The organism is Chryseobacterium sp. UYP7 (genome assembly GCF_056279225.1).
In genome coordinates, this window is record NZ_JBWBQW010000001.1 from 740,952 (window position 1) to 766,927 (window position 25,976).

The 25,976-nt window shown below is 35.8% G+C and carries 23 protein-coding genes; 15 read left to right on the forward strand and 8 right to left on the reverse strand.

All coding sequences use genetic code 11. From position 1 onward, the window contains the following. The first annotated feature begins 54 nt into the window (after window positions 1-54). Window positions 55-606 carry a DNA-3-methyladenine glycosylase I gene (locus ACZ9HT_RS03515; protein WP_476039059.1) on the forward strand — a complete coding sequence of 184 codons (552 nt, stop codon included), beginning with the start codon at window positions 55-57 and terminating at the stop codon, window positions 604-606. 123 nt (window positions 607-729) lie between these two features. Here the strand turns inward: ACZ9HT_RS03515 and ACZ9HT_RS03520 are convergent, their stop codons facing one another. Beyond that, the gene (locus tag ACZ9HT_RS03520) at window positions 730-1,584 is read right to left on the reverse strand and encodes a nucleoside phosphorylase (RefSeq protein ID WP_476039060.1); all 855 of its coding nucleotides are present in this window, start codon (window positions 1,582-1,584) and stop codon (window positions 730-732) included. 138 nt (window positions 1,585-1,722) lie between these two features. On the opposite strand from ACZ9HT_RS03520, the gene ACZ9HT_RS03525 reads away from it, so the two are divergent. The 3 genes from ACZ9HT_RS03525 to ACZ9HT_RS03535 all read left to right on the forward strand — a co-directional run bounded on the left by ACZ9HT_RS03525 (window position 1,723) and on the right by ACZ9HT_RS03535 (window position 6,785). Beyond that, window positions 1,723-3,555, forward strand: a complete 1,833-nt coding sequence (locus ACZ9HT_RS03525; protein ID WP_476039061.1) for a cytochrome-c peroxidase — start codon at window positions 1,723-1,725, stop codon at window positions 3,553-3,555. Window positions 3,556-3,684: 129 nt separating this feature from the next. Continuing rightward, window positions 3,685-5,829, forward strand: coding sequence for an alkaline phosphatase PhoX (locus ACZ9HT_RS03530; protein WP_476039062.1), 2,145 nt, complete (start codon window positions 3,685-3,687; stop codon window positions 5,827-5,829). Between the two features lie 56 nt (window positions 5,830-5,885). Next, window positions 5,886-6,785 carry a leucine-rich repeat domain-containing protein gene (locus ACZ9HT_RS03535; protein ID WP_476039063.1) on the forward strand — a complete coding sequence of 300 codons (900 nt, stop codon included), beginning with the start codon at window positions 5,886-5,888 and terminating at the stop codon, window positions 6,783-6,785. Here ACZ9HT_RS03535 and ACZ9HT_RS03540 read toward each other — a convergent pair whose 3' ends face one another. After that, window positions 6,786-7,109 carry a translation initiation factor gene (locus ACZ9HT_RS03540; protein ID WP_476039064.1) on the reverse strand — a complete coding sequence of 108 codons (324 nt, stop codon included), beginning with the start codon at window positions 7,107-7,109 and terminating at the stop codon, window positions 6,786-6,788. Window positions 7,110-7,293: 184 nt separating this feature from the next. Here ACZ9HT_RS03540 and ACZ9HT_RS03545 point away from each other — a divergent pair, with 184 nt between their 5' ends. The 4 genes from ACZ9HT_RS03545 (at window position 7,294) to ACZ9HT_RS03560 (ending at window position 13,617) form a co-directional block, all read left to right on the forward strand. Then, window positions 7,294-7,740 (forward strand): transcriptional regulator, encoded by a 447-nt coding sequence (locus ACZ9HT_RS03545; RefSeq protein WP_476039065.1) that lies wholly within the window; start codon window positions 7,294-7,296, stop codon window positions 7,738-7,740. A 62-nt stretch (window positions 7,741-7,802) separates the two neighbouring features. Beyond that, entirely contained in the window at window positions 7,803-9,029 is a 1,227-nt protein-coding gene (locus ACZ9HT_RS03550; RefSeq protein ID WP_476039066.1) for an efflux RND transporter periplasmic adaptor subunit, read from the forward strand. Further along, complete coding sequence (locus ACZ9HT_RS03555) at window positions 9,029-12,169, forward strand: efflux RND transporter permease subunit (RefSeq protein ID WP_476039067.1); 3,141 nt, start codon at window positions 9,029-9,031, stop codon at window positions 12,167-12,169. The genes ACZ9HT_RS03550 and ACZ9HT_RS03555 overlap by 1 nt, the downstream gene beginning before the upstream one ends. A 35-nt stretch (window positions 12,170-12,204) precedes the next feature. Next, window positions 12,205-13,617, forward strand: a complete 1,413-nt coding sequence (locus tag ACZ9HT_RS03560) for an efflux transporter outer membrane subunit (RefSeq protein WP_476039068.1) — start codon at window positions 12,205-12,207, stop codon at window positions 13,615-13,617. A gap of 223 nt (window positions 13,618-13,840) precedes the next feature. Here the strand turns inward: ACZ9HT_RS03560 and ACZ9HT_RS03565 are convergent, their stop codons facing one another. After that, on the reverse strand, window positions 13,841-14,374 hold the full coding sequence (locus ACZ9HT_RS03565; protein WP_476039069.1) for an RNA methyltransferase: 534 nt from the start codon (window positions 14,372-14,374) through the stop codon (window positions 13,841-13,843). 89 nt (window positions 14,375-14,463) lie between these two features. Here ACZ9HT_RS03565 and ACZ9HT_RS03570 point away from each other — a divergent pair, with 89 nt between their 5' ends. From ACZ9HT_RS03570 to ACZ9HT_RS03585, 4 genes are read left to right on the forward strand one after another with little or no spacing between them, the layout of a single operon-like run. Then, the gene (locus ACZ9HT_RS03570; protein ID WP_476039070.1) at window positions 14,464-15,099 is read left to right on the forward strand and encodes a putative polyvalent protein kinase domain-containing protein; all 636 of its coding nucleotides are present in this window, start codon (window positions 14,464-14,466) and stop codon (window positions 15,097-15,099) included. Then, a complete protein-coding gene (gene mutS / locus ACZ9HT_RS03575; RefSeq protein ID WP_476039201.1) occupies window positions 15,096-17,681 on the forward strand; it encodes a DNA mismatch repair protein MutS in 2,586 nt (861 codons plus the stop codon). Before ACZ9HT_RS03570 ends, mutS begins: the two co-directional genes overlap by 4 nt. 8 nt (window positions 17,682-17,689) lie before the next feature. After that, entirely contained in the window at window positions 17,690-18,280 is a 591-nt protein-coding gene (locus ACZ9HT_RS03580; RefSeq protein ID WP_476039071.1) for a hypothetical protein, read from the forward strand. A gap of 4 nt (window positions 18,281-18,284) precedes the next feature. Further along, on the forward strand, window positions 18,285-18,671 hold the full coding sequence (locus tag ACZ9HT_RS03585) for a ribosomal maturation YjgA family protein (RefSeq protein ID WP_476039072.1): 387 nt from the start codon (window positions 18,285-18,287) through the stop codon (window positions 18,669-18,671). Here the strand turns inward: ACZ9HT_RS03585 and ACZ9HT_RS03590 are convergent. The 5 genes from ACZ9HT_RS03590 to ACZ9HT_RS03610 all read right to left on the reverse strand — a co-directional run bounded on the left by ACZ9HT_RS03590 (window position 18,652) and on the right by ACZ9HT_RS03610 (window position 22,758). Further along, on the reverse strand, window positions 18,652-19,059 hold the full coding sequence (locus ACZ9HT_RS03590) for an energy transducer TonB (RefSeq protein ID WP_476039073.1): 408 nt from the start codon (window positions 19,057-19,059) through the stop codon (window positions 18,652-18,654). The two genes, ACZ9HT_RS03585 and ACZ9HT_RS03590, sit on opposite strands and share 20 nt — an antisense overlap. Window positions 19,060-19,093: 34 nt before the next feature. Next, entirely contained in the window at window positions 19,094-19,459 is a 366-nt protein-coding gene (locus tag ACZ9HT_RS03595; protein ID WP_476039074.1) for a DUF1801 domain-containing protein, read from the reverse strand. Continuing rightward, the gene (locus ACZ9HT_RS03600; RefSeq protein ID WP_476039075.1) at window positions 19,459-21,297 is read right to left on the reverse strand and encodes an ABC transporter ATP-binding protein; all 1,839 of its coding nucleotides are present in this window, start codon (window positions 21,295-21,297) and stop codon (window positions 19,459-19,461) included. Before ACZ9HT_RS03600 ends, ACZ9HT_RS03595 begins: the two co-directional genes overlap by 1 nt. 49 nt (window positions 21,298-21,346) lie before the next feature. Continuing rightward, window positions 21,347-22,270 carry a M28 family metallopeptidase gene (locus tag ACZ9HT_RS03605; protein WP_476039076.1) on the reverse strand — a complete coding sequence of 308 codons (924 nt, stop codon included), beginning with the start codon at window positions 22,268-22,270 and terminating at the stop codon, window positions 21,347-21,349. 98 nt (window positions 22,271-22,368) lie between these two features. Beyond that, window positions 22,369-22,758 carry a DUF4293 family protein gene (locus ACZ9HT_RS03610; RefSeq protein ID WP_476039077.1) on the reverse strand — a complete coding sequence of 130 codons (390 nt, stop codon included), beginning with the start codon at window positions 22,756-22,758 and terminating at the stop codon, window positions 22,369-22,371. Window positions 22,759-22,913: 155 nt separating this feature from the next. Here ACZ9HT_RS03610 and rho point away from each other — a divergent pair, with 155 nt between their 5' ends. The 3 genes from rho to ACZ9HT_RS03625 all read left to right on the forward strand — a co-directional run bounded on the left by rho (window position 22,914) and on the right by ACZ9HT_RS03625 (window position 25,763). Further along, window positions 22,914-24,854, forward strand: coding sequence for a transcription termination factor Rho (rho, locus tag ACZ9HT_RS03615; RefSeq protein ID WP_476039078.1), 1,941 nt, complete (start codon window positions 22,914-22,916; stop codon window positions 24,852-24,854). Between the two features lie 113 nt (window positions 24,855-24,967). Further along, complete coding sequence (locus tag ACZ9HT_RS03620) at window positions 24,968-25,276, forward strand: hypothetical protein (protein WP_476039079.1); 309 nt, start codon at window positions 24,968-24,970, stop codon at window positions 25,274-25,276. A gap of 172 nt (window positions 25,277-25,448) precedes the next feature. Beyond that, the gene (locus ACZ9HT_RS03625) at window positions 25,449-25,763 is read left to right on the forward strand and encodes a hypothetical protein (protein ID WP_476039080.1); all 315 of its coding nucleotides are present in this window, start codon (window positions 25,449-25,451) and stop codon (window positions 25,761-25,763) included. The last annotated feature ends 213 nt before the right edge of the window (window positions 25,764-25,976 follow it).

Genomic DNA, 25,976 nt, shown 5'->3' on the forward strand with positions numbered 1-25,976 from the left:
TAGAGGGATAAATAAAATTTTTGAGTTTTCGATTTTTAAAAATATATTTACCGGATGAAGTTACGTTGCGGCTGGTGCGAAAAGGATGATCTGTACAGAGCTTATCACGACGATGAGTGGGGAAAGCCCGTGCACGATGATAAAGTTTTTTTTGAGTTTTTAGTTCTGGAAAGTTTTCAGGCAGGATTATCGTGGTATACTATTTTGAAAAAGAGAGAAAATTTTAGAATTGTCTTCAACGGTTTCAACTACGAGAAAATTGCCCAATATTCTGACGAAAAGACCACTGAATTGTTGAACGACGCAGGAATTATCAGAAATAAACTAAAGATTTTAGCGACGATAAACAATGCTCAAAAATTTCAGGAAATCCAAAAAGAATTCGGCACCTTTTCAGAATATATCTGGGAATTTGTTGATGGGAACCCAATTATCAATCATCCCAAAATTTTAAAAGACGTTCCGGCAACCACAGCAGTTTCTGATATTTTGTCTAAAGATTTAAAGAAAAGAGGTTTTAAATTTCTCGGCTCTACGGTGATGTACGCTTTTATGCAGGCGACCGGAATGGTGAACGATCACTTGGAGGAATGTGATTTCAAATAAAGAATGCGGCTAGATTCTTAACCGCATTCTTTCTTATATTATTCACAAACATTTCTATTTGGTTTTGTGCATTCTGTGCACCTTTACAGAAAAAAATCTTTTGTGACCTTCTTGTAAATAAAATTATTTAATGATCCGATCCAAAACCCATTCGATCATATTTCTCTCCGAAGCAGCGTGATCCGCAGAAAACTCTCCGCGTCTTCTGTTCGCAATAACAGAATTCACCGTGATCGCTTTGTGACCTAATAATTTTGAAAGTCCATAAATCGCCGAAGTTTCCATCTCAAAATTCGTTACGCCCAAATCATTTAAGGTTTCCAAAAACTGATCATCGAGCGCTTTTAATCGGAGTTGTCTTCCTTGCGGCGCGTAAAAACCGGGGAAAGTTGCCGTGTTTCCATGGTATTTTGCATCCTTATAATATTCGCCCATTTCTTTGGACCAATCAGAAAAATACAACATCGGTTTAATTTTCTCGTACGGAAATTTCGCCATAAAGTTTCTGGAGAATTCATTTTCAAACTCATAATCCTGGTAAAAATGAAGCAAACCGTCAAGTCCAACCACATTTTTCGTAACCAACATATTATCGACTTCAACCTCAGGATTTACAGAGCCACAGGTTCCCATCCGGAAAAGTTCCAGCGCCGTGTGATCACTTTTAAATTCTTTATTTTTCAGATCAATATTCACTAAAGCATCCAGTTCGTTCATCACGATGTCGATGTTTTCCGTCCCAATTCCTGTCGACATTACCGTAATTCTTTCGCCACGCAACGTTCCGGTGTGCGTATAAAATTCGCGCTTATTTTTCTTGATTTCAATTTTGTCGAAATATTTAGAAACTTTTGGAACGCGATCCGGATCGCCGACCAACATTATTTTTCCCGCGATATCTTCCGGCAATAAGTTTAAGTGATAAACACTTCCATCATCATTAAGCACCAGTTCTGATGCAGCTAATTTATTCAGCATAGTCTATTTTTTAATTTAAAAACTCCCTAAAAAAAGGATTTTAAAGATAGTGAAAATTCTCAATGAATGTAAATATTTATTAATTCTCTGTTAAAACAACCGTAATGATAGATGTATATTTTTGCAAATAAAAATTTTATGAAATCTTATCTTCTACTTGCTATTTCTTTATTTCTTGGATTTGCGATCATGTCATTTAATCCTACAGATGAAGGTTTTAAAACTGAAAGTACAACGTTAAGTAAAGGATTATTGAATTTTAAAAATAATATTGAAACCTTAAAATCAGACGTGTATCTTTTTTCTGAAGGGAAAATACCGCTCGAAAAATTACAAAATACATTAAGGTTAACCAGAAATTCATACAAAGAAATAGAATTTTACATCGCCTATTATTATCCAGAATACGCTAAAACAAATCTGAATGCTGCGCCATTATTACGTATTGAAGCAGCAGGAACTTCAGCTTACACTCTTCCGCCAGAAGGATTGCAAGTTTTAGACGAGCTTATTTTCTCTGAAAACGCCCTTGATAAAAGTGCGAAAATCATTGAAATCACCGATTATTTATACAACAGTTTTAACAATTTTTATCTTAGTTCAATCAATAATGGATTAAGCACCGGCAATAATAAAACCCTGCCTTTACGGATAGAATTGATCAGAATTTACACCCTTGGGATTACAGGTTTCGATACACCGGGATCTTTGAATACTTCGGAAGAAGCTGGTTTTGCATTTTTGGGGATGAAAAAATATATGAATGATGATCTCTATTTTAAAAATTATAATCTGGAGAAAGCCAATTTAATTTTAACAGAAGGCATCGGTTATCTTTCTAAAAATAAAGATTTTGAAACCTTTGACCGCATTGAATTTTACAAAAAATACATTCAGCCCTTGTATGAAGAATTTGGCAAATGGGACGGAAATAGTAATGATCTGAAAGATTTTTCGGGATGGAATGTAAGTAATAAAAATTTTTTCAGCAGTGATTTTTTAGATCCCTATTTTTACACGATTCTGAAACCATCAGAAGATAATGCTGAACTCAGAAAGTTGGGAAAAGAAATTTTTTACGACCAAAACTTAAGTGGAAATGGAAAAATGAGTTGTGCATCTTGCCATTTACCTGAAAACGCTTTTACCGATCTTAAAGCTAAATCTGCCAGTAATGTGGAAGGCAAAACGGTTCTTAGAAATTCGCCTTCCTTATATAACGCGGTTTTTGCGAAAAGATTTTTTTATGATATGCGTGCTTTTTATCTGGAGCAACAGGCAGAACATGTGATTTATAATGGTGAAGAATTTAATACGAGTTACGAAAGTATCATTAAAAAACTCAACGCAGAACCAGAATATAAAAAAGCCTTCAAAAAAGTTTTTAAAAATGGCAAGGTTACGAAGCAAAATTTTTCTAAAGCTTTAAGTTCCTATGTTGCGTCTCTTTATTCTTTTGAAAGTGATTTTGACCGTTTCATGAGAAATGAGAAAGAAATCTCCGCAGATGCAAAGAGCGGTTTCAATCTATTTATGGGAAAAGCCAATTGTGCGACGTGTCATTTCGCACCCCTTTTTTCGGGACTGGTTCCGCCGTTTTTTAATGAAAATGAATCGGAAGTTTTAGGTGTTACTAAAAAACCTTTGCAGATTTCGCCAATTGAAATTGATGATGACAAAGGCAGATTAAATAATAAAATAGCAAAAGAAAAATCCTGGATTTTCGAAAATTCCTTCAAAACAATGACGGTGAGAAATATTGCCTTAACGAAACCTTATTTTCACAATGGCTCCTTTAATACGTTAGAAGAAGTTTTAGATTTTTATAATGAAGGTGGCGCAAAAGGTTTGGGTTTAGAGATTGACAATCAAACTTTGCCTGCCGATAAATTAAATCTTACGCCTTTAGAAATCAAACAAATCATCGCTTTTTTAAATTCTTTGACAGACACCAGCAAAACCAGAAATTAATAAACAGTTAATAGGTTAACATTCAGTTAGGGATTTCTTAACCCTGCTAAGTCTTTATTTAAAACCCTATTAACAAAGGCCTCGAATAAAAAAAATAGTTTTGCAGTAATAATTCTAAACTATAAAAAAGTGAAAAAACAATTACTTACGATCGCAACTCTTGCTCTAATGACCAGTTCGGTATTGCAAGCACAAACTACAATTTTTCCCAAAGGCTCTAGCTGGAGTTATGAGGACAGCAATCAAGCGCCGCCTTCTCTTTGGAACAGCACCACCTTTAATGCATCAACTTGGGCTGTAGGAAATGCACCCTTAGGTTACGGTGATCCTGTCACAACCACTATCAATAATGGACTTTCTGCTGCGTATTTCGTAAAAGATTTTACCCTGAATTTAGCAGAACTTAGTAACACCATGGAATTGGGAGTTATGAGGGATGATGGAATTATCGTGTATCTTAATGGAGAAGAAGTAGTGAGAGACAATATGCCAACTGGAGCAATTTCTCACGGCACCTTTTCCAGCACGACCATCGACGGAGCTGCGGAACGGGTTTATAATATATTCACAATTCCAAAGGCGAAATTTGTGCAGGGTAATAATAGGATTTCAATTGAATTACATAACAGAAGTATTAGCAGTTCAGATTTAAGAATCGATGCTTACTTGAAAAATACGGAAATCATTAATCCTCCAATCGCCTGTTCAGTAGGGCATATCAGCTGCTTTACCTCTATCGTTCCTACCTCTCAAACCTCAAAATTAATTATTCCTGCAGATCATCGTTTTCAAATGATCTTAAAAGAAGGCGATAGTTATACTGAAGGAGGAGGATTTGTAGGAGGATTAAATGACTTCACAGGATATGTAGCAAAAAACACAAGTAGCGTTGATGGTTATTTATCTGTAAACCATGAAACAAATCCTGGTGGTGTAACAATGGCGGAAATAAATTACAATGCCTCTACAAAACTATGGTATCTTACAAAATCCAGAGCTGTTGATTTTTCTTCTCCAAGTTTGGTTCAAACCATCAGAAACTGTTCTGGCGGAATCACGCCGTGGGGAACGATTATTACGGCAGAAGAATCTGTAACTTCTAATGATACCAATGCCGACGGTTACAAAGATTATGGTTGGTTGATCGAAATTGATCCTGCGACAGCGCAAGTAATTTCTAAAAATTCCGATGGATCAAAAGGGAAACTTTGGCAGATGGGAATTATGAGTCACGAAAATGTAGTGGTCAATAATGCAGGAACTATCGCCTATTACGGGGAAGATGGTGGAACAAATATGGTTTATAAATATGTAATGGATACACCAAGAGATCTTTCTTCCGGAAATCTTTTCGTGTTAAACTTAGATCAAGGTTTGACCAGTGGAAATCCTGTAGCAACTACCGCGACTTGGATTCAAGTGCCGAACAAAACACAGGCTGATCAAAATAATACTGCTTCTTTAGCAAAATCTTTAGGCGGCACCTCATTTAATGGGATTGAAGATGTGGAAATTAGCCCAATCGACAGTAAAGTATATTTCACAGCAAAAGGTTTAAGTAAAGTGTATCGTTTACAAGATGACGGTACTACAGCTTCTCAGGTAGAAACTTTCGTTGGTGGTTCTTCTACCCAATATTCTTTCGAGACTGCAGAAGGAATGAAATCTGAAACTTGGGGTGGCGGAAATGATAATTTAACTTTCGATGAACTTGGGAATCTTTGGGTTCTTCAGGATGGTGGTAAAAATTACATTTGGGTAATTGCGCCAGATCATACACAAGCAGATCCGAAAGTAAGATTATTCGCTTCTGTACCAGCGGGTGCAGAACCGACCGGACTTACCTTTACACCGGATCATAAGTTTGGCTTTTTCTCCGTTCAACATCCAAGTTCAACAATTTCTACCGATGTAGATGCAACTGGAAATACAATTAATTATAAAGGAAAATCTGCCACAATGGTCATTGCTTTACAACAATTTTTGGGAACAGCACCTGTCTTGGGAACAACGGATCAAATTGATGAAACTTCAGTAACAATATCACCAAATCCAACTTCGGGGATCGTAAAAATCAATTCCGCAAAAGCGCTCAAAAACCTAGCAGTAACCGCTTACAGCATGGATGGTAAAATTGTTTACACCAAAAAGTTTTCTGGAATTAATTCTTCTTTAGAGTTAGATTTTACTGCTCAACTTCGAACTACCAGAATGTTGATCGTAAATATTGAAGCTGATGGCTTTCAAAAAACAATGAAAATCTTAAAAAAATAATTCTTTAATTTCTTTATCTGCTGCCGGCATTTTCTTTGTCGGCGGTTTTTTTATTTATGAAAAATCTACTATTTTTAATTACCCTTTTTTTAGTTTCATCAGTCAACGCGCAAATTGATCCGGTAAAATATCCAACTTTCACGGATATGGAATCTGCCTTGAAAAGTGAAAAACCAGTTTACAGCATGAGTTTTAGAAACAAGGGTTTATATAATCTTCCAAAAGATCTATATAAATTGGATGCTATTTTTTTTCTCAATGCGATGGGAAATTATTTTGAAAACATCGATTCGGAAATATTTTCGCTAGAAAATTTAGAGATTCTTAATTTGAATGAAAACAGCATCAAATTTATTCCCGATGAAATTGGTAATCTCAAAAAACTAACAACTTTTTCCATCAGTGTAAACAGTCTTACCGAAATTAATCCTAACCTTGCACAACTTCAAAATCTAAAAGCAGTTCACTTTGAGGCCAATAATTTGAATGTTTTTCCAGAAGCACTTCTTCAAATTCCAACTTTAGAAGAGATAAATCTTCAGGGCAATCAAATAAGTTTGGTTTCAGAAAATTTAGATCAAATAAAAAATCTTAAGTTTCTCAATCTATCTAGCAATCAGATTATTGATATTAATGACGTGAAGTTTCCAAAACATCTAAAATATCTGGAGCTTCAGGAAAATGCTGTCGTAAAATTACCAGATAATATATATCACTTAAAAAATTTAGAATTTTTAAATGGTAGTCAGAATAATATTAAAGGAATTTCGAAAAAGGTGAAAGGTTTAAAAAATATCGTAAGTATGAATCTTGCTAATAACCAGTTAAAAGATCTTCCGGAAGAATTTAAATATTTAAAAAAGTTGGAGACTCTTATTCTAACAGGAAATCCAATGGAAAAATCAACGGTAGAAAAATTAAAACTGTTGATGCCACAAACACAGATTTATTTCTAATTAACCTCCAACTCGCTTCGTTTTATAACCCATTTCTTTTAAAATGACCATGATTTTATCTCGGTTATCACCTTGAATTACAACAATTCCGTCTTTTTCAGAACCACCGATTCCTAAGGTGGTTTTTATTTTTTTTGAGATTTTTTTCAAATCTTCCTCACTTCCTTCAAAACCTTCGATTAAAGTTACCGGTTTTCCGTGTCGACCTTTTTTTTCGAATTTACAGGTGAGCGGTTCTATCTGCACAAATTTTTCAACCGGCATTTCGAAATCCTGTTCTTCATGCTCCGGAAAAATATTTTTAAGTTGATCTCTTAAGTCCATCAAACAAAATTAATGATTTTCTCTTTGATATCACCACGATTCAATTTTGACATTAATTTTTAAGAATAAAATTGAAAAGATTGAAGATTATTGATAAAACTGAATGCTAATATTTTCATAAAATAAGAGAGTGGTTCGTTTTGTTCTGAACTAATTCGTATTTTCGCCAACTGAAATATTTATAATGATAGAGATCGATAAAAATTTGTTATGTGAAATGGTTAAGTTTTATGGGAATGCCTTCCATTTACCGCCACTTGCTGCAAAAATTTATTCTTATTTAATTTTTGATTTCGAAAGAAAGGGAGTTCCTTTTGATGAATTTGTGGAAATTTTTTCAGCAAGTAAAAGTTCGGTTTCTTCTAATCTAAACCTTCTTTTAAATCTGAATATCATTAAAGATTTTAATAAAATTGATGAGCGCAAAAGGTTTTTCGTCATGAATGAACAGTATATGAAAATTCGTTTCGAAGAAATTATCATTAAAATGGAAACGGAATTAGCCATCATCAATAAATTAAATGCTTTTAAAACCATTGCTGACGAAGAGGCAAATAAGAAATTTGAAATTTATCGCAAATTCTTTGAAAATAATATTTCGAACATTAGAGAAACAATCGACCAGTTTTAAATACTTATAAATCCTATTTTCTTAAAGTGCATTTAAGAAAGATAAAATATAAAATTACGTACATGAAAAATAAAATTATCCTTCTTACTTTATCGGCTCTTTCGATTATGAGCTGCAAAAAAGAAGAACCAAAAAAACCGGGAGCAGCGCCTTATCCTGTGGTTTCTGTAGAATCGAAAAATGTAACGGGTTATCAAACATTTCCCGCTTCTATCCAGGGGATTTTAAATAATGATGTACGCGCAAAAATTCAGGGTTATATTACTCAGGTGTTAGTTGATGAAGGACAATATGTAACCAAAGGGCAACCTTTGTTCCGTCTTGAGACTAATACTTTGACTCAAACAGCCAATGCTGCAAAAGCGGGTATTGGAGCTGCAAGATCAAATGTTTCTGCGTCTGAAGCAAGTGTTAAAGCTGCACAGGCAGCCGTGAGTGCTGCACAGGTTGAAGTGAATAAGCTAAGACCTTTGGTAGAAAAAAATATTATCAGTAACGTTCAGTTGCAAACTGCGCAGGCAAATCTTGCACGTGCACAGGCGCAGGTTTCCCAGGCAGTTGCAGCAAAACAGCAGGCAAGTGCCGGAGTTGCAGAAGCACAGGCAAACTTTCAGGGCGTTCAGGCAAACATTGATTACTCAATTATTAGAGCTCCAATTTCCGGAGTTGTTGGTAAATTGCCTTTGAAAGTCGGAAGTTTGGTGGGTCCATCTGATCCCAATCCTTTAACGACGATTTCTGATACAAAATCAGTTTATGCCTATTTTTCTATGAATGAAAAAGAATATTTTGATTTCTTAGAAGATTCGAAAGGTGCAACCATGCCTGAAAAAATTCGGAATTTACCCATGGTAGAATTAGAATTAGCGAATGGAAGTATGTATCCTGAAAAGGGAAGAATTGAGGCAATCACCGGACAGATCAATCCTGAAACGGGAACGATCGAATTTCGGGTAGGTTTCCCCAATGCAGAAAAGTTACTGAGTAATGGAAACAGCGGGAATATTCGCTTTCCACAATACTACGACAACGTTCTGGTGATCCCGGAAAGCGCAACTTATGAGCAGCAGGGGATTGTTTATGCCTTCAAAGTAGAGAAAGATACGGCGAGAAGTACGATCGTTCAGGTAAAAACGAGGGTTAATAATTTAGCGATTATTTCCGCCGGACTTAAAAAAGGCGACAAAGTTGTTGCTGCGGGTACAAGCAATATTAAAGATAAAACAGCGATCATTCCGAAGCCAATTAGTTTAGACAGTTTAGTAAAATCCATAAAACCAATTTTCTAATGATCAAAAAATTCATTAACAGACCGGTTTTATCGACCGTAATTTCAATTCTTATTGTCATCCTGGGAATTTTGGGACTTACTGCACTTCCTGTTACCCAATATCCCGACATTGCGCCACCAACGGTAAGTGTATCTGCAAATTACTCCGGAGCAAATGCGGAAACGGTCATGAAAAGTGTGGTTGTTCCTTTAGAAGAGCAAATTAATGGGGTAGAAGGGATGGATTACATCACCTCAAGCGCCGGAAACGACGGGTCAGCTTCTATTCAGATTTTCTTCAAACAGGGAATTAACCCGGATATTGCTGCGGTAAACGTACAGAATAGAGTAGCCAGAGCAACGCCATTATTGCCTTCAGAAGTTACACGAGCTGGAGTTGTAACTCAAAAACAGCAAACGAGTGCTTTAATGTACCTCACTTTTTATACAGAAAATAAAAAATTAGATGATGTTTTTATACAAAATTATGTGAACATCAACGTAATTCCAGCGATTAAAAGAATTAATGGAGTTGGAGACGCGACTGTTTTTGGGGGTAAAACGTATTCTATGAGAATTTGGTTGGATCCTGCAAAAATGGCGGCTTACGGCTTGTCTCCGACAGATGTTTCTACCGCGATTAATGATCAGAGTAGAGAAGCAGCAGCTGGATCAATTGGACAAAACAGCGGTGCTTCTTTCGAATACATTATTAAATATGTAGGGAAATACAATAATAAAGAACAGTACGATAATATCATTTTGAAGTCCATGGGAAATGGTCAAAATCTTTTATTAAAAGACGTTGCTAAAGTAGAATTGTCTGCCTTATCTTATGGTGGATTAGCCGAGAATGGTAATTATCCTGCAATAAGCATGGGGATTTTTCAGACACCAGGATCAAACGCGCAGGAAATTATTAATAACATTGATCAATATCTGGAGAGCAGTAAAAAAGATTTTCCTGAAGGAATAAAATACACGGTGAATTTTGACACCAATGAATTTTTAACGGCTTCGATCGAGAAAGTTGTTCATACTTTAATTGAGGCATTTGTTTTGGTGTTCCTCGTGGTGTTCATCTTCTTACAGGATTTTAGATCGACATTGATTCCGGCGATCGCGGTTCCGGTTTCTATCGTCGGGACATTTTTCTTCCTGAATTTATTTGGATATTCCCTGAATTTATTGACGCTGTTTGCTTTGGTTTTAGCCATCGGAATTGTAGTCGATGATGCCATTGTCGTCGTCGAGGCAGTTCACGCTAAGATGGAGAGCGGAATTCCGGATGCCAAAAAAGCCACTGTTGAAGCAATGGATGAAATTACGGGTGCAATTATTTCAATCACCTTAGTAATGGCAGCGGTTTTTATTCCGGTAACCTTTATTAAAGGACCAACCGGAGTATTTTACAAGCAGTTTGGAGTTACTTTGATTATCGCTATTTTAATTTCGGCAATTAACGCTTTAACATTAAGTCCGGTTTTATGTTCCTTATTTTTAAAACCTCAAAATCACGATTTAGCATACGAAAAGAAAAATATCTTCGAAAAGTTTTTCCATAAATTCAATATCGGTTTTAAAGCCATGACTGCGAAATACGGAAATGCATTTTCTTTCTTAATCAAACATAAGTGGGTGACGCTTGGTATTTTTATTATTACCGGATTGCTTCTATTCTGGTCGAATTCTTCCATGAAAAAAGGATTTGTACCGAATGAAGACCGGGGAATCTTGTTTGTGAATGTTGAGTTGCCTGCAGGTGCTTCACAAGAAAGAACCTACAACGCGATGAAAGAACTTCAAAAAAATATTTTAACGGTTGCTGGTGTCAAAAATGTAACAATTTCTACGGGACGATCATTCTTCTCCGGAAATGGAAGTAATAATGGTTTGGCTTTTGTGAAATTAAATCCATTTTCTGAGAGAGGTACAGGTGAATCTGCGGATGATCTGACTAAAAAGTTATTCGGTGTCGCCTCCAGTATTCCCGATGCGAAAATTGTCTTTTTTCAACCAGGTTCAGTTCCAGGTTTCGGAAATAATGCAGGTTTTGAAATGGTGCTTTTAGATAAATCAGGTGGAGAATATAAAGATCTGGACGCTACTTCGCAGAATTTTATCGGAAAACTGATGCAGCGACCGGAAATTCAGTTTTCCCAAACCTCATTTAATACCAAATATCCACAGTATCAAATGAATATTAATGTACCGTTGGCTGCACAATCTGGTGTTACGGTTTCAGATATTCTAAGTACGATGCAGGGATATATTGGGGGAATTTATGCGGCTGATTTTACAAAATACGGTAAACAGTTCAGAGTAATTATTCAGTCTTTGCCCGATGATCGGAAAACGCCGCAAGATCTTAATGGAATGTATGTGAAAACCGGTTCAGGAGCAATGACACCGATTTCCCAATTCGTTACTTTAGAAAAAACATATGGACCACAAAGTGTAAGCAGATATAATTTGTTTACCTCAGTGAAAATTACGGGTGCAAATAATCTGGGTTACAGTACTGGTGATGCTCTTGCGGCAGTTCAGGAAGTGGCAAGCGAAAATCTAGGATCGAATTATGACGTTGAATTTACGGGTCTTTCCCGCGAAGAATTAGCTTCTGGATCTCAAACTTTAATGATCTTTGCACTGAGTTTAGTATTTGTTTACTTTATTCTTTCGGCACAATATGAAAGTTATATTTTACCATTATCAGTGATTTTATCGTTGCCTTTAGGAGTAATGGGAGCTTATCTCGGACAATGGATCTTTGGTTTGGAGAACAATATTTATTTCCAGATCGCCTTGATTATGCTGGTGGGATTACTGGCGAAAAATGCGATTTTGATTGTTGAATTTGCTGTCCAGAGAAGGATTCACGGTGAAACGATCGTCGATGCTGCAATTCACGCCGCAACCGCGAGATTAAGACCAATTTTGATGACCTCTTTTGCATTTATTTGTGGAATGTTGCCTTTGGTTTTTGCATCAGGAATTGGAGCTACCGGAAACAGATCGATCGCAACAGGTGCCGCGACGGGACTTTTGATCGGAACAATTTTAGGATTATTGGTGATCCCGATATTATTTATCATTTTCCAGACGCTACAGGAAAAAGTTTCCCCTTTAAAAGAAAAAGAAATTAATCTTTCGGAATAATTGAAAGTCAAAAACTTTGATATAAAATTTAAAAAATGAATAAATACTTCAATATAAAAATACTTTCACTTCTTACTTTAGCGTTTGTTGTTACTTCTTGTATGACGCGCGAAAAGTACGAAAGACCGAAAGAAGTAATTAATGAGAATCTTTTCCGTACCGATCTGTTGCCGAAAGATTCAACAAGTATGGCAACAGTTTCCTGGAAAGATATCTTTACTGATGCGGTTTTACAGAAACATATCGCCACGGCATTAGAAAATAATTTAGATGTAAGAGTTGCTTTGCAGAACATTAGTGCCGCAGATTCTTATTTAAAACAAAGTAAAGCCGCTTATTTTCCGACCCTTTCTGCGGGACCGAATTATACCTTTCAAACGCAATCTTTAAATAGTCAAACCGGCCAACTTTTCGGGAATGGAAGAACGTACCGAGATCAGTTTGATATTTCAGCCAATGCTGGTGTAGAACTGGATATCTGGGGAAAACTAAAATCTCAGGAAAAAGCGCAGCTCGCTAATTATTTAGGAACAGTTTCGGCACATCAGGCGGTGAAAAGTGACCTTGTCGCTTCCGTTGCATCTGCTTATTATCAATTATTGACTTTTGATGATCAGAAGAGAATTATCAATGAAACGATCGCTTTAAGAAATAAAAATCTGGAGACGACAAGAGCTTTAAAAGAAGCCGGAACTTTAACCGAAGTCGCAGTACAACAAAGTGAAGCCCTGGTTTTTAATGCACAATCTCTTTTAATAAGTATTGATGTTCAAATTTCATTGCTCGAAAATACGATGAGTTTGTTGATGGCGGAACCGTCGCACGCCATAGAAAGAACAACGATCGCTGCTCAGAATATGCCTGTAAGTTTGCAATTGGGTTATCCTGCAAATTTACTAGCAAACCGTCCCGACGTGAAAGCTGCCGAATACCGTTTGATGAATGCTTTTGAATTAACAAACGCGGCAAAAGCCAATTTCTATCCAACCTTAAGATTAACTGCCGGTGGCGGAATTACTTCCGGTCAAATTGATCAATTATTCAGCGTGAATTCTCTATTTGCTAATATTGTTGGTGGTTTAACGCAACCAATATTGAATCAAAGACAGATCAGAACGCAGTATGAAGTGAGTTTAGCCAATAAAGAAATTGCCTATCTCAATTTTAGACGTTCTGTTTTAACGGCAGGAAAAGAAGTTTCAGATGCTTTGACGGTTTATAATTCGCAAGATGGTTTCATCAGTTTGAAAAGAAAAGAGATGGAAGCGTACAAAAACTCGGTTGAATACTCGCAGGAACTAGTGAATTATGGTCTGGCTAATTATCTGGAAGTAATTAACTCGAGTGTAAATCAACTGAATGCAGAACTCAATATTTCCAACGCAGAGTTTTCTAAATTAGATGCAGGAATTGAATTATACCGCGCATTAGGCGGTGGCTGGAGATAATAAAGAACCAAGTAAAAAGTAAAAAGAGCCAAGGGAAATCAACCAGTTTTTCAATTATTAAGATTGAGAAATTGGTCTCTTTTTTTTACATTCTTTGATTTTTGAGGGAAACCACAAATTTCTTATTTACAAAAAATTGTAATTTTTTTCTTTTAAATATAATTAACAACGTGATCAAAACATTGCGCCCTTTGCGTGGCTACTTTGCGTCTTTGCGTGAAATCTATAACGATTTAAAAAATTCCCACATTACAATTCCACCACAAACAGAAACGTTTAAAGAATGCTTCGTTCCCAGCTGCGGAATTTCCAGAAAAGTATCATAAAAAGAAAGCGCTTCCTCACTCAAACCATTAACCTCATTACCTAAAACCAAGGCGTATTTTTCGTCTTTATTAATTGAGTAATCAGTGATCACTTCTGAATCACTCGTTTGTTCAATCCCAATAATTTTAAAATTTTCTTTTTTTAATTTTGATAAAGCTGCGACAATGTCTTTTTCATAAACCCAATCTACGCTTTCCGTCGCGCCCAAAGCAGCTTTGTGAATCTCCCGATGTGGCGGAGTTGGTGTAATTCCACACAAGACTATTTTTTCAATTAAGAAAGCATCTGCCGTTCTGAAAATCGCGCCTACGTTATGCATGCTCCTAACATTATCTAAAACCACAACAAGCGGTGTTTTTTTGGTCCCTTTAAAGGTTTCGATATCTATTCTTCCTAATTCTTCGAGTTTCAGTTTCTTTGTGGATGACATTTTCGTATTTTTGGCAAAATTAACACTTTATTCTTGTCCTGAAAATTGCAGAAAAAATTATGTATTTTTGTAATGAGAATATTTTATGAATGAATGCGATTAAAAATGAATTACAAAATATCATTATCGGAAATGGACAAATTGGCGACGAGTGCCTTATCAAAAGGGCGCAAGTTTACCTTGGCGGAAATGAAATCCCAAGTTTCCAAGATCCGAAAATCAAGCATCTCAAAAGTGAAGAAGAAAGAAGCTTAATTCATTTTATAAAAAGTAATGTACTTTTTTATGAAGAACTTATTGACGATCAAAATTTCATAGGAGAAGGCGCAGAACAGAAAGTTTACAGACTCAATGACGTAAGTCTCATTAAACTAAATGATACTATTTTCTACGAGTTTTGGCGAGACTATTTTAACTCACTTCTTATTCATAACTACTTTTTCAAATCTACTAAGTACGAACTTCTGGGGTTTAAATTAATTGATGAAACTCTGTTTGCCGTAGTGAAGCAGAAATTCATTTATTCAACTGAACCTGTTGATTTAGAGTTAATTAAAAAATTTCTTGAATTTAATCATTTCACAAATATCCGTAATAATGATTACAGTAATGAAACATTAGGACTTATTTTTGAAGATCTACACGACGAAAATATAATTTCACAAAACGGTATCCTATTTTTTATAGATACCATTTTTTATCTTACAGAAAACTTTTATAAATAATGAAGCAGAAGAAAGAAACTCCTTTAATGACGCAATACAATACCATCAAGGCGAAATATCCTGATGCGCTTTTGCTGTTTCGAGTGGGAGATTTCTACGAAACTTTTGGCACTGATGCGATTAGAACTTCTCAGATTTTAGGAATTGTTTTGACCAAAAGAGCCAACGGTGACGGTCATATCGAACTCGCTGGTTTTCCACATCATTCAGTGGATACTTATTTGCCGAAATTGGTGAGAGCCGGACTTCGTGTTGCGATCTGTGACCAGCTGGAAGATCCAAAAGGAGTCAAAGGAATTGTTAAACGGGGCGTTACTGAACTGGTGACACCCGGAGTTACGTTTAATGAACAGGTTTTAACTTCCAAGAAAAATAACTTCCTTCTTTCTATTCATAAAGAAAAAGAGAAATATGGATTGGCTTTGGTCGATGTATCGACAGGAGAATTTTTGACTTCGGAAGGAAATCTGGAACAGCTTCTTCATATCGTAGGAACTTTCGATCCGAGTGAAATCATTTATCAGCGTCGCACCGAACTTCCGAAACAACTTGTAAATCGCAGTTCTTTTAAATTAGAAGACTGGGCTTTTCAATACAATTATGGCTACGAGAAGTTAACTAATCATTTCAAAACCAATTCGTTAAAGGGTTTCGGGATTGAAGATCTGAAATTAGGAATCGTCGCAGCCGGAGCGATCTTCGCTTATTTGGTTGAAGATACGCATCATGCACTTTTACAGCACATCACCAAGATAAAATTGATTCCGAAAGATGACTATCTAATGATGGATCATTTTACTTTGCGGAATTTAGAAATCGTTTATTCAAGTAGTCAACAAGGAAAATCATTGCTTGATATTATTGACAAAACTTCAACTCCAATGGGTGGAAGATTGTTGCGAAGACGATTGATTCTACCTTTAAAATCGGTGAATGAGATCAACAGAAGATTAGATCTGATCGAGTTTTTTAATAAAGAAGAAAATCTGAAATATGAGATCGTTCAGTTATTAAAATCCATTTCGGATTTAGACCGTTTAATGGGAAAATTGGCTTCCGAAAAAATATCACCGAAAGAAGTAGGTTATCTTCGTCAGAGTTTGATCAACATTAAACAAATTAAAGAATTGCTCCATCCACATGATGAGGTTTTAATATGTTTGTCTCCGTTGCTTAATATGGAGGAACTCATTAATTATTTGACCAATTATCTGAATGAGGAACTTCCCGTTAATATTTCTAAAGGGAATGTAATTAAAACCGGCATTTCAGAAGAACTCGACCATTTGCGCGGACTTCAAACTAAAGGAAAAGGATTCCTGGATGAAATGTGTGATCGTGAAGTTAAACGAACCGGAATTACGAGCTTGAAGATCAGTTTCAATAATGTATTCGGCTATTTTATTGAAGTAAGAAATTCTCACAAAGATAAAGTTCCTGAAGACTGGATCCGCAAGCAAACCTTGGTGAATGCAGAAAGATATATTACAGAAGAACTGAAAGAATACGAAGAGCAAATTCTCGGCGCTGAAGAGAAGATCTCTAAAATTGAAAATCAACTGTATCGGAAAGTTTGTGAAAATGTGATGATCTACATCGATCAGATTCAGGAGAATTCTAAAATTATTGCGGAACTGGATTGTGGCGTCGGATTATCAGAACTCGCTGTTTCTGAATCTTATACAAAGCCAGTTTTGAACGAAGGTTTTGAAATTGATTTAAAAGAAGCCCGACATCCGATTATTGAAAATGCTTTGCCTTTAGGGGAGAAATATATTCCGAATGATTTGTTTCTGTCTAAAGATTCGCAACAAATTATTATGGTTACCGGTCCGAATATGGCGGGGAAATCTGCGATATTAAGACAAACTGCAATCATTTGTTTATTAGCTCAAATTGGAAGTTTTGTTCCGGCGAAACATGCTGAAATCGGAGTTTTAGATAAAATATTTACAAGAGTTGGAGCAACGGATAATATCTCTTCCGGCGAATCGACTTTCATGGTGGAAATGAATGAAGCTGCGAATATTTTAAATAATATTTCCGAAAGGAGTCTGATCCTCTTAGACGAAATCGGACGTGGAACTTCAACTTACGACGGAGTTTCGATTGCCTGGGCGATCGCGGAATATTTGCATCAACATCCAACGCAGGCGAAAACTTTGTTCGCGACACATTATCACGAACTCAATGAAATGACCGTGAATTTTGAAAGGATTAAGAACTTCCACGTTTCTATTCAGGAACATAAAGGAAGCATTGTTTTTCTACGAAAATTATTGTCGGGCGGAAGCGAACACAGTTTCGGTATTCACGTGGCGAAGTTAGCCGGAATGCCTTCAAAAGTAGTAAATCGCGCCAATGAAGTTTTAAAAACTTTAGAAAAAAGCCGATCGCACAGTGGGTCCAAAAACTCAGCAAAAGCAATTACAGAAGAAAGTCTGCAGCTTTCCTTTTTTCAGTTAGATGATCCGGTTTTAGAAAATATTCGGGAAGAATTGTTAAAAATCGATATCAATACTTTGACGCCAATTGAAGCGCTGATGAAGCTGAATTCTATTAAGAAAATGATTGGGAGATAATTTATTTTATGATTGGATTTCAAAATAAATTTACGTTCTGGAAATACGAACTTACTGCTTCTTACGCAGTTTTAATGTTTCAATACCTTTATATTCTGGTTTTTGGCAACAATATAAATCACGAGATCGCTAAACAATATGTAGCGCTCTTCTTTTATGATATGATGCTTTTTTTTCCTATTATTTTCCTTGTGTTTTTCCCACAATTATGGAGAAGGATTATTTTTTCAATCGTATTAATAGCTGGATTATTTTATTTTTATGATGATTTAGGGTTTAATTCTATCGTTTTCAACACCTTTATATCCCTGTTCATCGCCAATAAATTTCTGTTATTGGAGATATCAGAAGATCAGAAAAGCCATATTCTGAAGTTCAGGTTTTTGAAAATTTTGTTGTTGTTTCCGGTAATATTAATAACCCTGCTCATGGAATATTTTTTAGAATATTTGGGAATTACGCATCCTGTAAAACTGGGAGATGGAACTGTAATGACAAACTACGGAAGGTTTTTATTTTTCGGCGGATTTTATGGCGGATTGGCGTATTTTGCGTTTCGTGAAGAAAGAAAGAGACCAAATAACCACTCAATAATTTAATTTTATGAAGTTTAGCCTCAAATATTTTCTACTCTCGATTGGAATTTTTCTAATCGAAGTTTTAGTTGCTACCGTTTTCAAAAATATCTTTTTCGTTCGTGCTTATTTGGGCGATGTGATTGTCGTAATTCTTCTTTACACTTTAATCTTAACTTTTTTCGAAATAGAAAACAGAACAAAACTAATTGTCGGAATTTTTATTTTTTCCGTAATCGTTGAGTTTTTGCAGTATTTTAAAATTGCAGATGTCTTAGGTTTGAAACCGGGAAGTATCGCAGCAATTGTAGTTGGAAACAGTTTTAGCTGGATCGATATTTTGTGTTATGGAACGGGTTGTTTGCTTTTGTATATTTTCGAAGAAAAATTTCAAATTATTCGCAAACCAATTTAAAAGGTTGTTTAAATCGTACTCGTACGTTTTTGCCATCTAAAGTTCCAGGATTCCATTTTTGTCGAATTGCTTTCACTGTTCTTACAGCTTCCTTATTAAGAGTTGGATTACTTCCAGTCGTTTTCACATCTGTAATCGAACCATCTCTTTCTACTACAAAATCTATTATCGTCTTTTGAATTCCATTTACGCTACAGTCAATGTTTTCAACCATAAAGGTGGAATTAAGCAGTCTTGTAAAGGCTTCATTTCCCTCCGGAAAAGTGGGCGGAATTACAGAAGCAGCTAAAATTGGATCAGTTTTTTGGGAGGGTGGAAGTACGGTTGTTTTTTGAGCCAAATAAAAGGTGGAGAAAAACAAAGCAGAAAGTAAAATATATTTTTTCATCGTGGTAAATATAGTCGAAGTGAAGACCTTTAAATTAAGAATATATTTTTTTATGCTTAATAAATTGCTTGACCTCCTCTAAAATTTCCAATATAAAATCAGTAGGCAAATTTTCATTTTCTTCCAGAAGTAAAATTTTAAATATTTTCCGACCTTCCTGTAAAAGCCTTGGATCCGCTAATTTGTCACCATGGTGAAAACTGATGTAATATTTTTTGTGCTTTTTGCTGTAATTGAAATAACAGAGCATCTTTTTTTTATACTTGAAAAATGGCAGTCCAAAACTCAACGTTTCGGTGATATTTTCGAGGTGACTTTTCAGGATTTTTTCCCGCAAATATAGAAGCGTACTTTGATGAGGCTCTTCAATTTGATAAAAATATTCCTGTATTGGATTCATTATCCAAAATTCTGCAGGTCAACAAGTCTTCTGTACATGCCGTTCTTCGCAAATAATTCCTGATGCGTTCCTTGCTCCACAATTATGCCCCTTTCCATAACAACGATCCAGTCGGCTTTTTGAATGGTTGAAAGTCGGTGTGCAATAACGAGAGAAGTTCGGTTTTCCATCATCTTTTCTAAAGCATCTTGTACGAATCTTTCACTTTCGGTATCTAAAGCCGAAGTTGCTTCATCCAGAATCATGATCGGCGGATTTTTCAGAACGGCTCTTGCAATGGAAACTCTTTGCTTTTGTCCGCCCGACAGCTTATTACCGTCGTCGCCAATATTCGTATAATACTGATCAGGTAAATTCTGAATAAACTCGTGCGCATTTGCAATTTTTGCTGCTGCCATTACTTCTTCTTCGGTAGCTTCTGGTTTCCCCATCAAAATATTATTGAACACAGAATCATTAAACAGAACAGATTCCTGAGTAACCATGCCTAAAAGGTTTCGGTAATCTACGACCTTTAAATTTTTAATATTCTCGCCATCTACCAAAATTTCGCCTTCAGATACATCGTAAAATCTTGCCAGTAAATTGGCAATCGTTGTTTTACCGGAACCGGATTGACCAACCAGCGCAACAGTTTTACCCTTCGCAATAGTAAGATCAAAGTTCTTTAGAATAACATTGTCCTTATCGTAGAAAAATCCAATATTCTTAAATTGGATCTGGTTTTTTAAAGTAGAGATCGGAACAGGATTTTCAATTTCGTCAATTTTTAAATCGTAATCCAAAACTTCGGAAACACGGTCTAAACTCGCCATTCCGCCTTGAATATTTGAAATGGCGCTCGATAATTTTTTCGCAGGATCTAATATTTGAAAAAACATGGCAATAAAAACAAGAAAGGTTTCCGGCTCCATGGTTTGTGCGGTAAGAATTTGAACGCCTGCAAACCAGGTAATGATCAAAATAGTAACAGATCCTAAAAATTCACTCATCGGGGAAGCCAATTCCCGGCGGCGACTCATTCCAATGGCATATTTCTGCCAGTTATCTGTGGTCGTATTAAATCTGTTTTTTAATATTTTATCGGCATTAAAAATCTTGATGACTTTTGAAGATTTTAATGTTTCGTCAACTAAAGAAAATAAGTTTCCCAGCTCTTCCTGTGCTGCGGTGGCTTGTCTCTTTAAACTTTTCCCAACCCAGGAGATCAACCAGCCCATAATTGGAAACACGAGCAAAGAGAATAAAGTGAGTTTCGGAGAGAGAATAAATAGCGTAATTAAAGAAGTAATGATCATAAAAGGCGAGTTGATAATATCTACCAGACTTCCCATAATGCCACCTTCGACGCCGCCAATATCATTAGAAATACGCGACATCATATCGCCTTTTCTTTTTTCTGTAAAGAAAGAAACGGGCAGTTTCAGAAATTTGTCATACATCGCAGTTCGCAGATCTTTTGTAATTCCGACCCTGTAATTTACAAGAAGATAGGAACCCAGATAGCGAAATAAGTTTCGTAATAAGAAAGCTCCTGCGGTAATCGCACAAAGGATCGCGAGAACTTTTACAGCCCCATTTTTATCGATGGCGGTTTGGATCGTGAAGTAAGCCCAGTCTTTCGCATATCCAAAAAAATCGACCAGTCGCCCGGAATTAACGGGAGGATTTGAAGTGTTCACTTTTTCTACCGTTCCAAACATCAAACCCAAAATAGGAAGCATCGTAGCCACAGAAAAAATATTCAAAATCGAATACATAATGTTGCAAAACATACTTGCAAAAAGATATTTTTGATGAGGTTTAGCGAAAAAAAGAATTCTTTGGAATGGTTTCATTTAAGGAATTTAAGGCGCAAAATTACGGAATTTTGAGAGGAAACTGTATTTAATTGAAATTCACGCTGCTGTTGTATTTCGGCGCAAAATTTTCCGGCGTTAACTGTTCTATGGTTTTGCCAAGATTATTAATGATCTGGGTGAGATTGTCAAAATTAACGACTTCTAAATCATCATTCAGCTGGTGATAATGTTTTGCGGTATTCATATCTACAGTTGAAAAAGAATGAGCGATGATCTTCTTTTTCACAAAGCTTACATTGTCGGAACGGTAAAAAAGATTTTGTCCCAAATAAGGATCCGGGAATATTTTAAGACCATTTACCGCTCTGCCGTTAAACAGTTCGTCCAGATCAGAAAATTCGTCACCTGTCATATTTAAAGCATTCGACCCGAACTTTGAAACGGTCGCCACCATTTCAAAATTAAATAATGCCGTAATATCCTGGTATTTCGATTGTAAATTTTGTAAGTCCGAAATGGCTTTTGATCCTTTCATTCCTTTTTCCTCCCCATTAAAAGCGATAAACATCATAGAGAAATCGGGCTTTTCAGTTTTGAAAAAATCGGCTAAACCAATCACGGTTGTCACGCCACTTGCGTTATCATCGGCGCCATTAAAAACGTTGTCGCCTTTTTTATTCGTGGAACCAATATGATCGAAATGTGCCGTAAAAGCTAAGGTTTTGTCGGTCTTTCCTTTTTTAATTCCGCAAACGTTATAAACTGTTTTTCCTTTGTAATTAAAAGGAACAAGATAGGAGTCTCCTGTGCAGAAGTCTAAATTGTTTTCTTCAAATCGTTTCGCAATAAATGTTGCGGCAGAATCATTTTCGGGAGTTCCGATTTCGCGGCCTTTCATTTCGTTGGAAGCCAGGGTAGAAAGAACTTCTGTTATTCTTTCTTTAGAAACATCCTGAGCGAAAGTTAGCGTAGAAGACATCAAAACAAATAGTAAAAAGATTTTATTCATGGAGTATTTTCGATAAAGATAAATATTTTTAAGGTTTGGTCATAAAAAAAAACAGCTCCGGGAAGGAACTGTTTCACTCAAAAAAAATCGTTGTGAGTTTAGCGGAGTCTGTCTACAGATTTTACGAGCCTGTCGTCTTTTCTTATAAAAACGTTCGCAATAAACAAACATATTATAGAAAGGAGCGGGAAAAGCGGCTCAATACCTTTCTCAGGAAAATTAATTCCTCCAGGTAAGTTGAGTATCCAATACGCCAATAAACCGAGCAACAAAGCGTTTATAATAATACTAAGGTTATTCAGCAGAATTTGTCTCTTTCGGTCTTTGTAACTTAAAATAGCAATAAATCCCAGCAAAACAAGTGCAACACAAACTACAGAGATAAAAGGCACGGGTCCGAAGAGGGAAAAATCCTGTCCGGTAACGAACAGAAATATGGCGCCTAGGATCGCTAAAAATATCCAAACAGTCTGTATTCTTTGCAACATTTTGATGAGGTTCAGGTGCAAAAATAGCAATAATTTTTTGCATTATTCGAAAATTAGTGTAGATTTGCAATACAAACGATCTAAAAAGGGACTAGTCGCCTGACTTAACCTTCTTACTTACACTTACTTATAAAATACTTCTAACATAACAATTTATGTTCAATATTGAAACGTTACAGTCGAAATCCGATACGGACTTGGCTAAAATCACCCAGGATTTAGGCGTTAAAGTTGCTAAAAATAGCACTGAAAATGATAAAGTTTTTGCGATCCTGGATTTTCAGGCTTCTAACTCGAAAGTTGCAAAAGATTATTATAACGCCACCCAAACTCCTATGACTACAGAAGAAAATTCAACTCCTGCTCCCAAAAAGGCGGTTGCAAAAAAACCAGCACCCAGAAAGAAAGTCGAGAAACCGGCTGAAGTTGTGGCTGTAGCAATTGAAACTACAGAAAATGCGGTCGCAATGGTTGAAGAATCTAATGCTGAAGATCTAACCAAGGAAAAAGTGCAGCCTGTAATGGAAGAGTCCAAACAGCAAAATTCAGAAGCAAAGAAAAAAAGACAGCGCACTCCACCAGCGAAAGAGCAAGTGGTTGCGGAGAATTCTGCAGAAGAAGTTGTGGCAGAGAAGGAAACGGAGGTAAAACCTGCAAAGGCGAAAAACCCAAATCAGAATCCTAATCAGAACCAAAATCCAAATCAGAATAAAAATCCTAACCAGAATCAAAATCCCAATCAGGATCCAAATCAAAACGGAAACGGGAATCCAAACCAGAACAAGAACGGAAATGATAATGGTAATGTAAATCAAAATGGGAACGGGAATCAAAATCCTAATTCTAATCAGAACCCAAATCAGAACAAACCTCATCATCCTAATCAAAACAGGAATCCGAACCAAAATAAGAATCCGAACCAAAATAAAAATCAGCAGAACGCCGATAATCAAGATGATCATTCTAAAAAAGAATTCAATTTTGATGGCTTAGTAACGATTGAAGGTGTTTTGGAAATTCTTCCTGATAACTACGGTTTCTTACGTTCATCCGATTTCTCTTACATTTCTTCTCCAGACGATGTTTACGTCTCTACGAATCAGATCCGTAATTACGCTTTGAAAACAGGTGATACCGTAAAAGGAATCGTACGTTTGCCGAAAGAAGGCGAAAAATATTTCTCTTTATTAAAGCCGACAGAAGTAAATGGTCGCGATATGGAATTTATTAAAGACCGGGTTTCTTTTGAATTCTTAACGCCATTATTCCCGGAAGAGAAATTTAATTTAACCGGAAAAAATTCTACCCTTTCTACAAGAATTGTTGATCTGTTTACGCCAATCGGAAAAGGACAAAGAGCCATGATCGTGGCACAACCGAAAACTGGTAAAACCATGTTGTTGAAAGATATTGCGAATTCAATTTCAGCCAATCACCCGGAAGCTTATATGATGATCTTACTCATCGATGAAAGACCGGAAGAGGTAACCGATATGGAAAGAAGCGTAAATGCAGAAGTGATTGCCTCTACATTCGATGAACCTGCAGATAAACACGTAAAAGTGGCAAATCTGGTTTTATCGAAAGCGCAAAGAATGGTAGAATGTGGTCATGATGTTGTGATCTTATTAGATTCAATTACTCGTTTGGCGAGAGCTTATAACACGGTTACTCCGGCTTCTGGGAAAATCCTTTCAGGTGGTGTTGATGCAAATGCGTTGCACAAACCAAAACGTTTTTTCGGAGCGGCAAGAAACATTGAAGGCGGTGGTTCATTAACCATCATCGCTACAGCATTAATTGATACCGGTTCTAAGATGGATGAAGTTATTTTCGAGGAATTTAAAGGCACCGGAAATATGGAACTTCAGCTAGATCGAAAAATCGCGAATAAAAGAACGTATCCTGCTATCGATCTTGTGTCATCAAGTACCAGAAGAGACGATCTTTTGATGGATGAAACAACGCAGCAGAGAATGTGGATCCTAAGAAAATATTTAGCAGATATGAATCCAGTGGAAGCAATGGAATTTGTAAACAAAAGCATGAAAAATACTTTGAATAACGAAGAGTTTTTAATGTCTATGAACCGATAACCAAAACTTAAATATAAATAGAGAAACCACTCAGAAATGAGCGGTTTTTTTTATGTAAAAAAAATTGTATATTTGAAATGGTCAGAATATATTAATGTTAAATTCTTAATACTATGAAAAAGTTACTCTTCTTTTTTTCTGTTATATTTATTTCAGGATTTTGCAGTGCACAGTCTGTTGATGGCAAATTTGGATATGGTTATACCGAATGTTTTAAGCAAGAAGCTGGAGTAGCACCAAAAACAGTTCCTATGGTTAATGATTGGCAAACAAAAGACGAGCTGTATAGAGATGAGAAAGGAGTGCCAATACTACATGTAAATTATGGGGGACAAAGTTTTTCTAACGGTTGTAAACAAGGCAAAATTGATGGATTATCATATCTTAATTCATTAAATAATGCGAAAAAAAAATCGAAATAATAATAGGTAATTCTAACTATTTAAAAAAATAATTTCAATATAATTTATTACCGAACGGTTTTTCGTTTTGTATTTCGTCTTCAGAAATTTGTCTTACTTTTAATAAGAAGTTGATTTAACAGAACTCTTCACTAAAACATCACTTTAAGTCTAAAAATTTAAAATTACTGCAATGAAAAAATTATTAACGGTCTTTTCTGTTTTTCTCTTATTTTCTCTTAGTTCTGCACAGAACTCAGTGTATTACGAACAAGGTTACCGCGATGGTTTTGCGAGTGTTATAGGAGTGGTTTCAATTGATATGACGACTAATACAGGTTGGCAAGAAGCCGACTATAGTTTAGTAAGTTCTACACGCTTTAATGCTGAACGTGCCAAAATTGAGCGTCTTACTAATACGGAATATAATAAAGGATTCATACAAGGGGTTTTCTATGCAAAACAGGTAGAAACGCAGATTGAGACAGCTAAAAGTAGCAAAAAATAGCAAAAAATTTAAAAAGTCTTAAATTATATAATTATTATTTAACCGATATTTCTGTGGTAGATTAATTTTTAAAACCTTTCTGTTGAAGGGTTTTTTATTTTTAGATTAGCAAAAATTTGTACAATTGAAGGAGGTTCAATGATTTAGGTTCAATTTTAAAAAAATTATGATATGAAAAAGTCACTTCTATTATTTTCAGCAATCTTAATTTCA

What these genes read in the sequence shown, in the direction of transcription:
- ACZ9HT_RS03515 (WP_476039059.1), top strand. Translation starts at nt 55, where the DNA reads ATGAAGTTACGTTGCGGCTGGTGCGAAAAGGATGATCTGTACAGAGCT.
- ACZ9HT_RS03520 (WP_476039060.1), bottom strand. Translation starts at nt 1,584, where the DNA reads ATGCTGAATAAATTAGCTGCATCAGAACTGGTGCTTAATGATGATGGA.
- ACZ9HT_RS03525 (WP_476039061.1), top strand. Translation starts at nt 1,723, where the DNA reads ATGAAATCTTATCTTCTACTTGCTATTTCTTTATTTCTTGGATTTGCG.
- ACZ9HT_RS03535 (WP_476039063.1), top strand. Translation starts at nt 5,886, where the DNA reads ATGAAAAATCTACTATTTTTAATTACCCTTTTTTTAGTTTCATCAGTC.
- ACZ9HT_RS03540 (WP_476039064.1), bottom strand. Translation starts at nt 7,109, where the DNA reads ATGGACTTAAGAGATCAACTTAAAAATATTTTTCCGGAGCATGAAGAA.
- ACZ9HT_RS03545 (WP_476039065.1), top strand. Translation starts at nt 7,294, where the DNA reads ATGATAGAGATCGATAAAAATTTGTTATGTGAAATGGTTAAGTTTTAT.
- ACZ9HT_RS03550 (WP_476039066.1), top strand. Translation starts at nt 7,803, where the DNA reads ATGAAAAATAAAATTATCCTTCTTACTTTATCGGCTCTTTCGATTATG.
- ACZ9HT_RS03555 (WP_476039067.1), top strand. Translation starts at nt 9,029, where the DNA reads ATGATCAAAAAATTCATTAACAGACCGGTTTTATCGACCGTAATTTCA.
- ACZ9HT_RS03560 (WP_476039068.1), top strand. Translation starts at nt 12,205, where the DNA reads ATGAATAAATACTTCAATATAAAAATACTTTCACTTCTTACTTTAGCG.
- ACZ9HT_RS03565 (WP_476039069.1), bottom strand. Translation starts at nt 14,374, where the DNA reads ATGTCATCCACAAAGAAACTGAAACTCGAAGAATTAGGAAGAATAGAT.
- ACZ9HT_RS03570 (WP_476039070.1), top strand. Translation starts at nt 14,464, where the DNA reads ATGAATGCGATTAAAAATGAATTACAAAATATCATTATCGGAAATGGA.
- ACZ9HT_RS03580 (WP_476039071.1), top strand. Translation starts at nt 17,690, where the DNA reads ATGATTGGATTTCAAAATAAATTTACGTTCTGGAAATACGAACTTACT.
- ACZ9HT_RS03585 (WP_476039072.1), top strand. Translation starts at nt 18,285, where the DNA reads ATGAAGTTTAGCCTCAAATATTTTCTACTCTCGATTGGAATTTTTCTA.
- ACZ9HT_RS03590 (WP_476039073.1), bottom strand. Translation starts at nt 19,059, where the DNA reads ATGAAAAAATATATTTTACTTTCTGCTTTGTTTTTCTCCACCTTTTAT.
- ACZ9HT_RS03595 (WP_476039074.1), bottom strand. Translation starts at nt 19,459, where the DNA reads ATGAATCCAATACAGGAATATTTTTATCAAATTGAAGAGCCTCATCAA.
- ACZ9HT_RS03600 (WP_476039075.1), bottom strand. Translation starts at nt 21,297, where the DNA reads ATGAAACCATTCCAAAGAATTCTTTTTTTCGCTAAACCTCATCAAAAA.
- ACZ9HT_RS03605 (WP_476039076.1), bottom strand. Translation starts at nt 22,270, where the DNA reads ATGAATAAAATCTTTTTACTATTTGTTTTGATGTCTTCTACGCTAACT.
- ACZ9HT_RS03610 (WP_476039077.1), bottom strand. Translation starts at nt 22,758, where the DNA reads ATGTTGCAAAGAATACAGACTGTTTGGATATTTTTAGCGATCCTAGGC.
- rho (WP_476039078.1), top strand. Translation starts at nt 22,914, where the DNA reads ATGTTCAATATTGAAACGTTACAGTCGAAATCCGATACGGACTTGGCT.
- ACZ9HT_RS03620 (WP_476039079.1), top strand. Translation starts at nt 24,968, where the DNA reads ATGAAAAAGTTACTCTTCTTTTTTTCTGTTATATTTATTTCAGGATTT.
- ACZ9HT_RS03625 (WP_476039080.1), top strand. Translation starts at nt 25,449, where the DNA reads ATGAAAAAATTATTAACGGTCTTTTCTGTTTTTCTCTTATTTTCTCTT.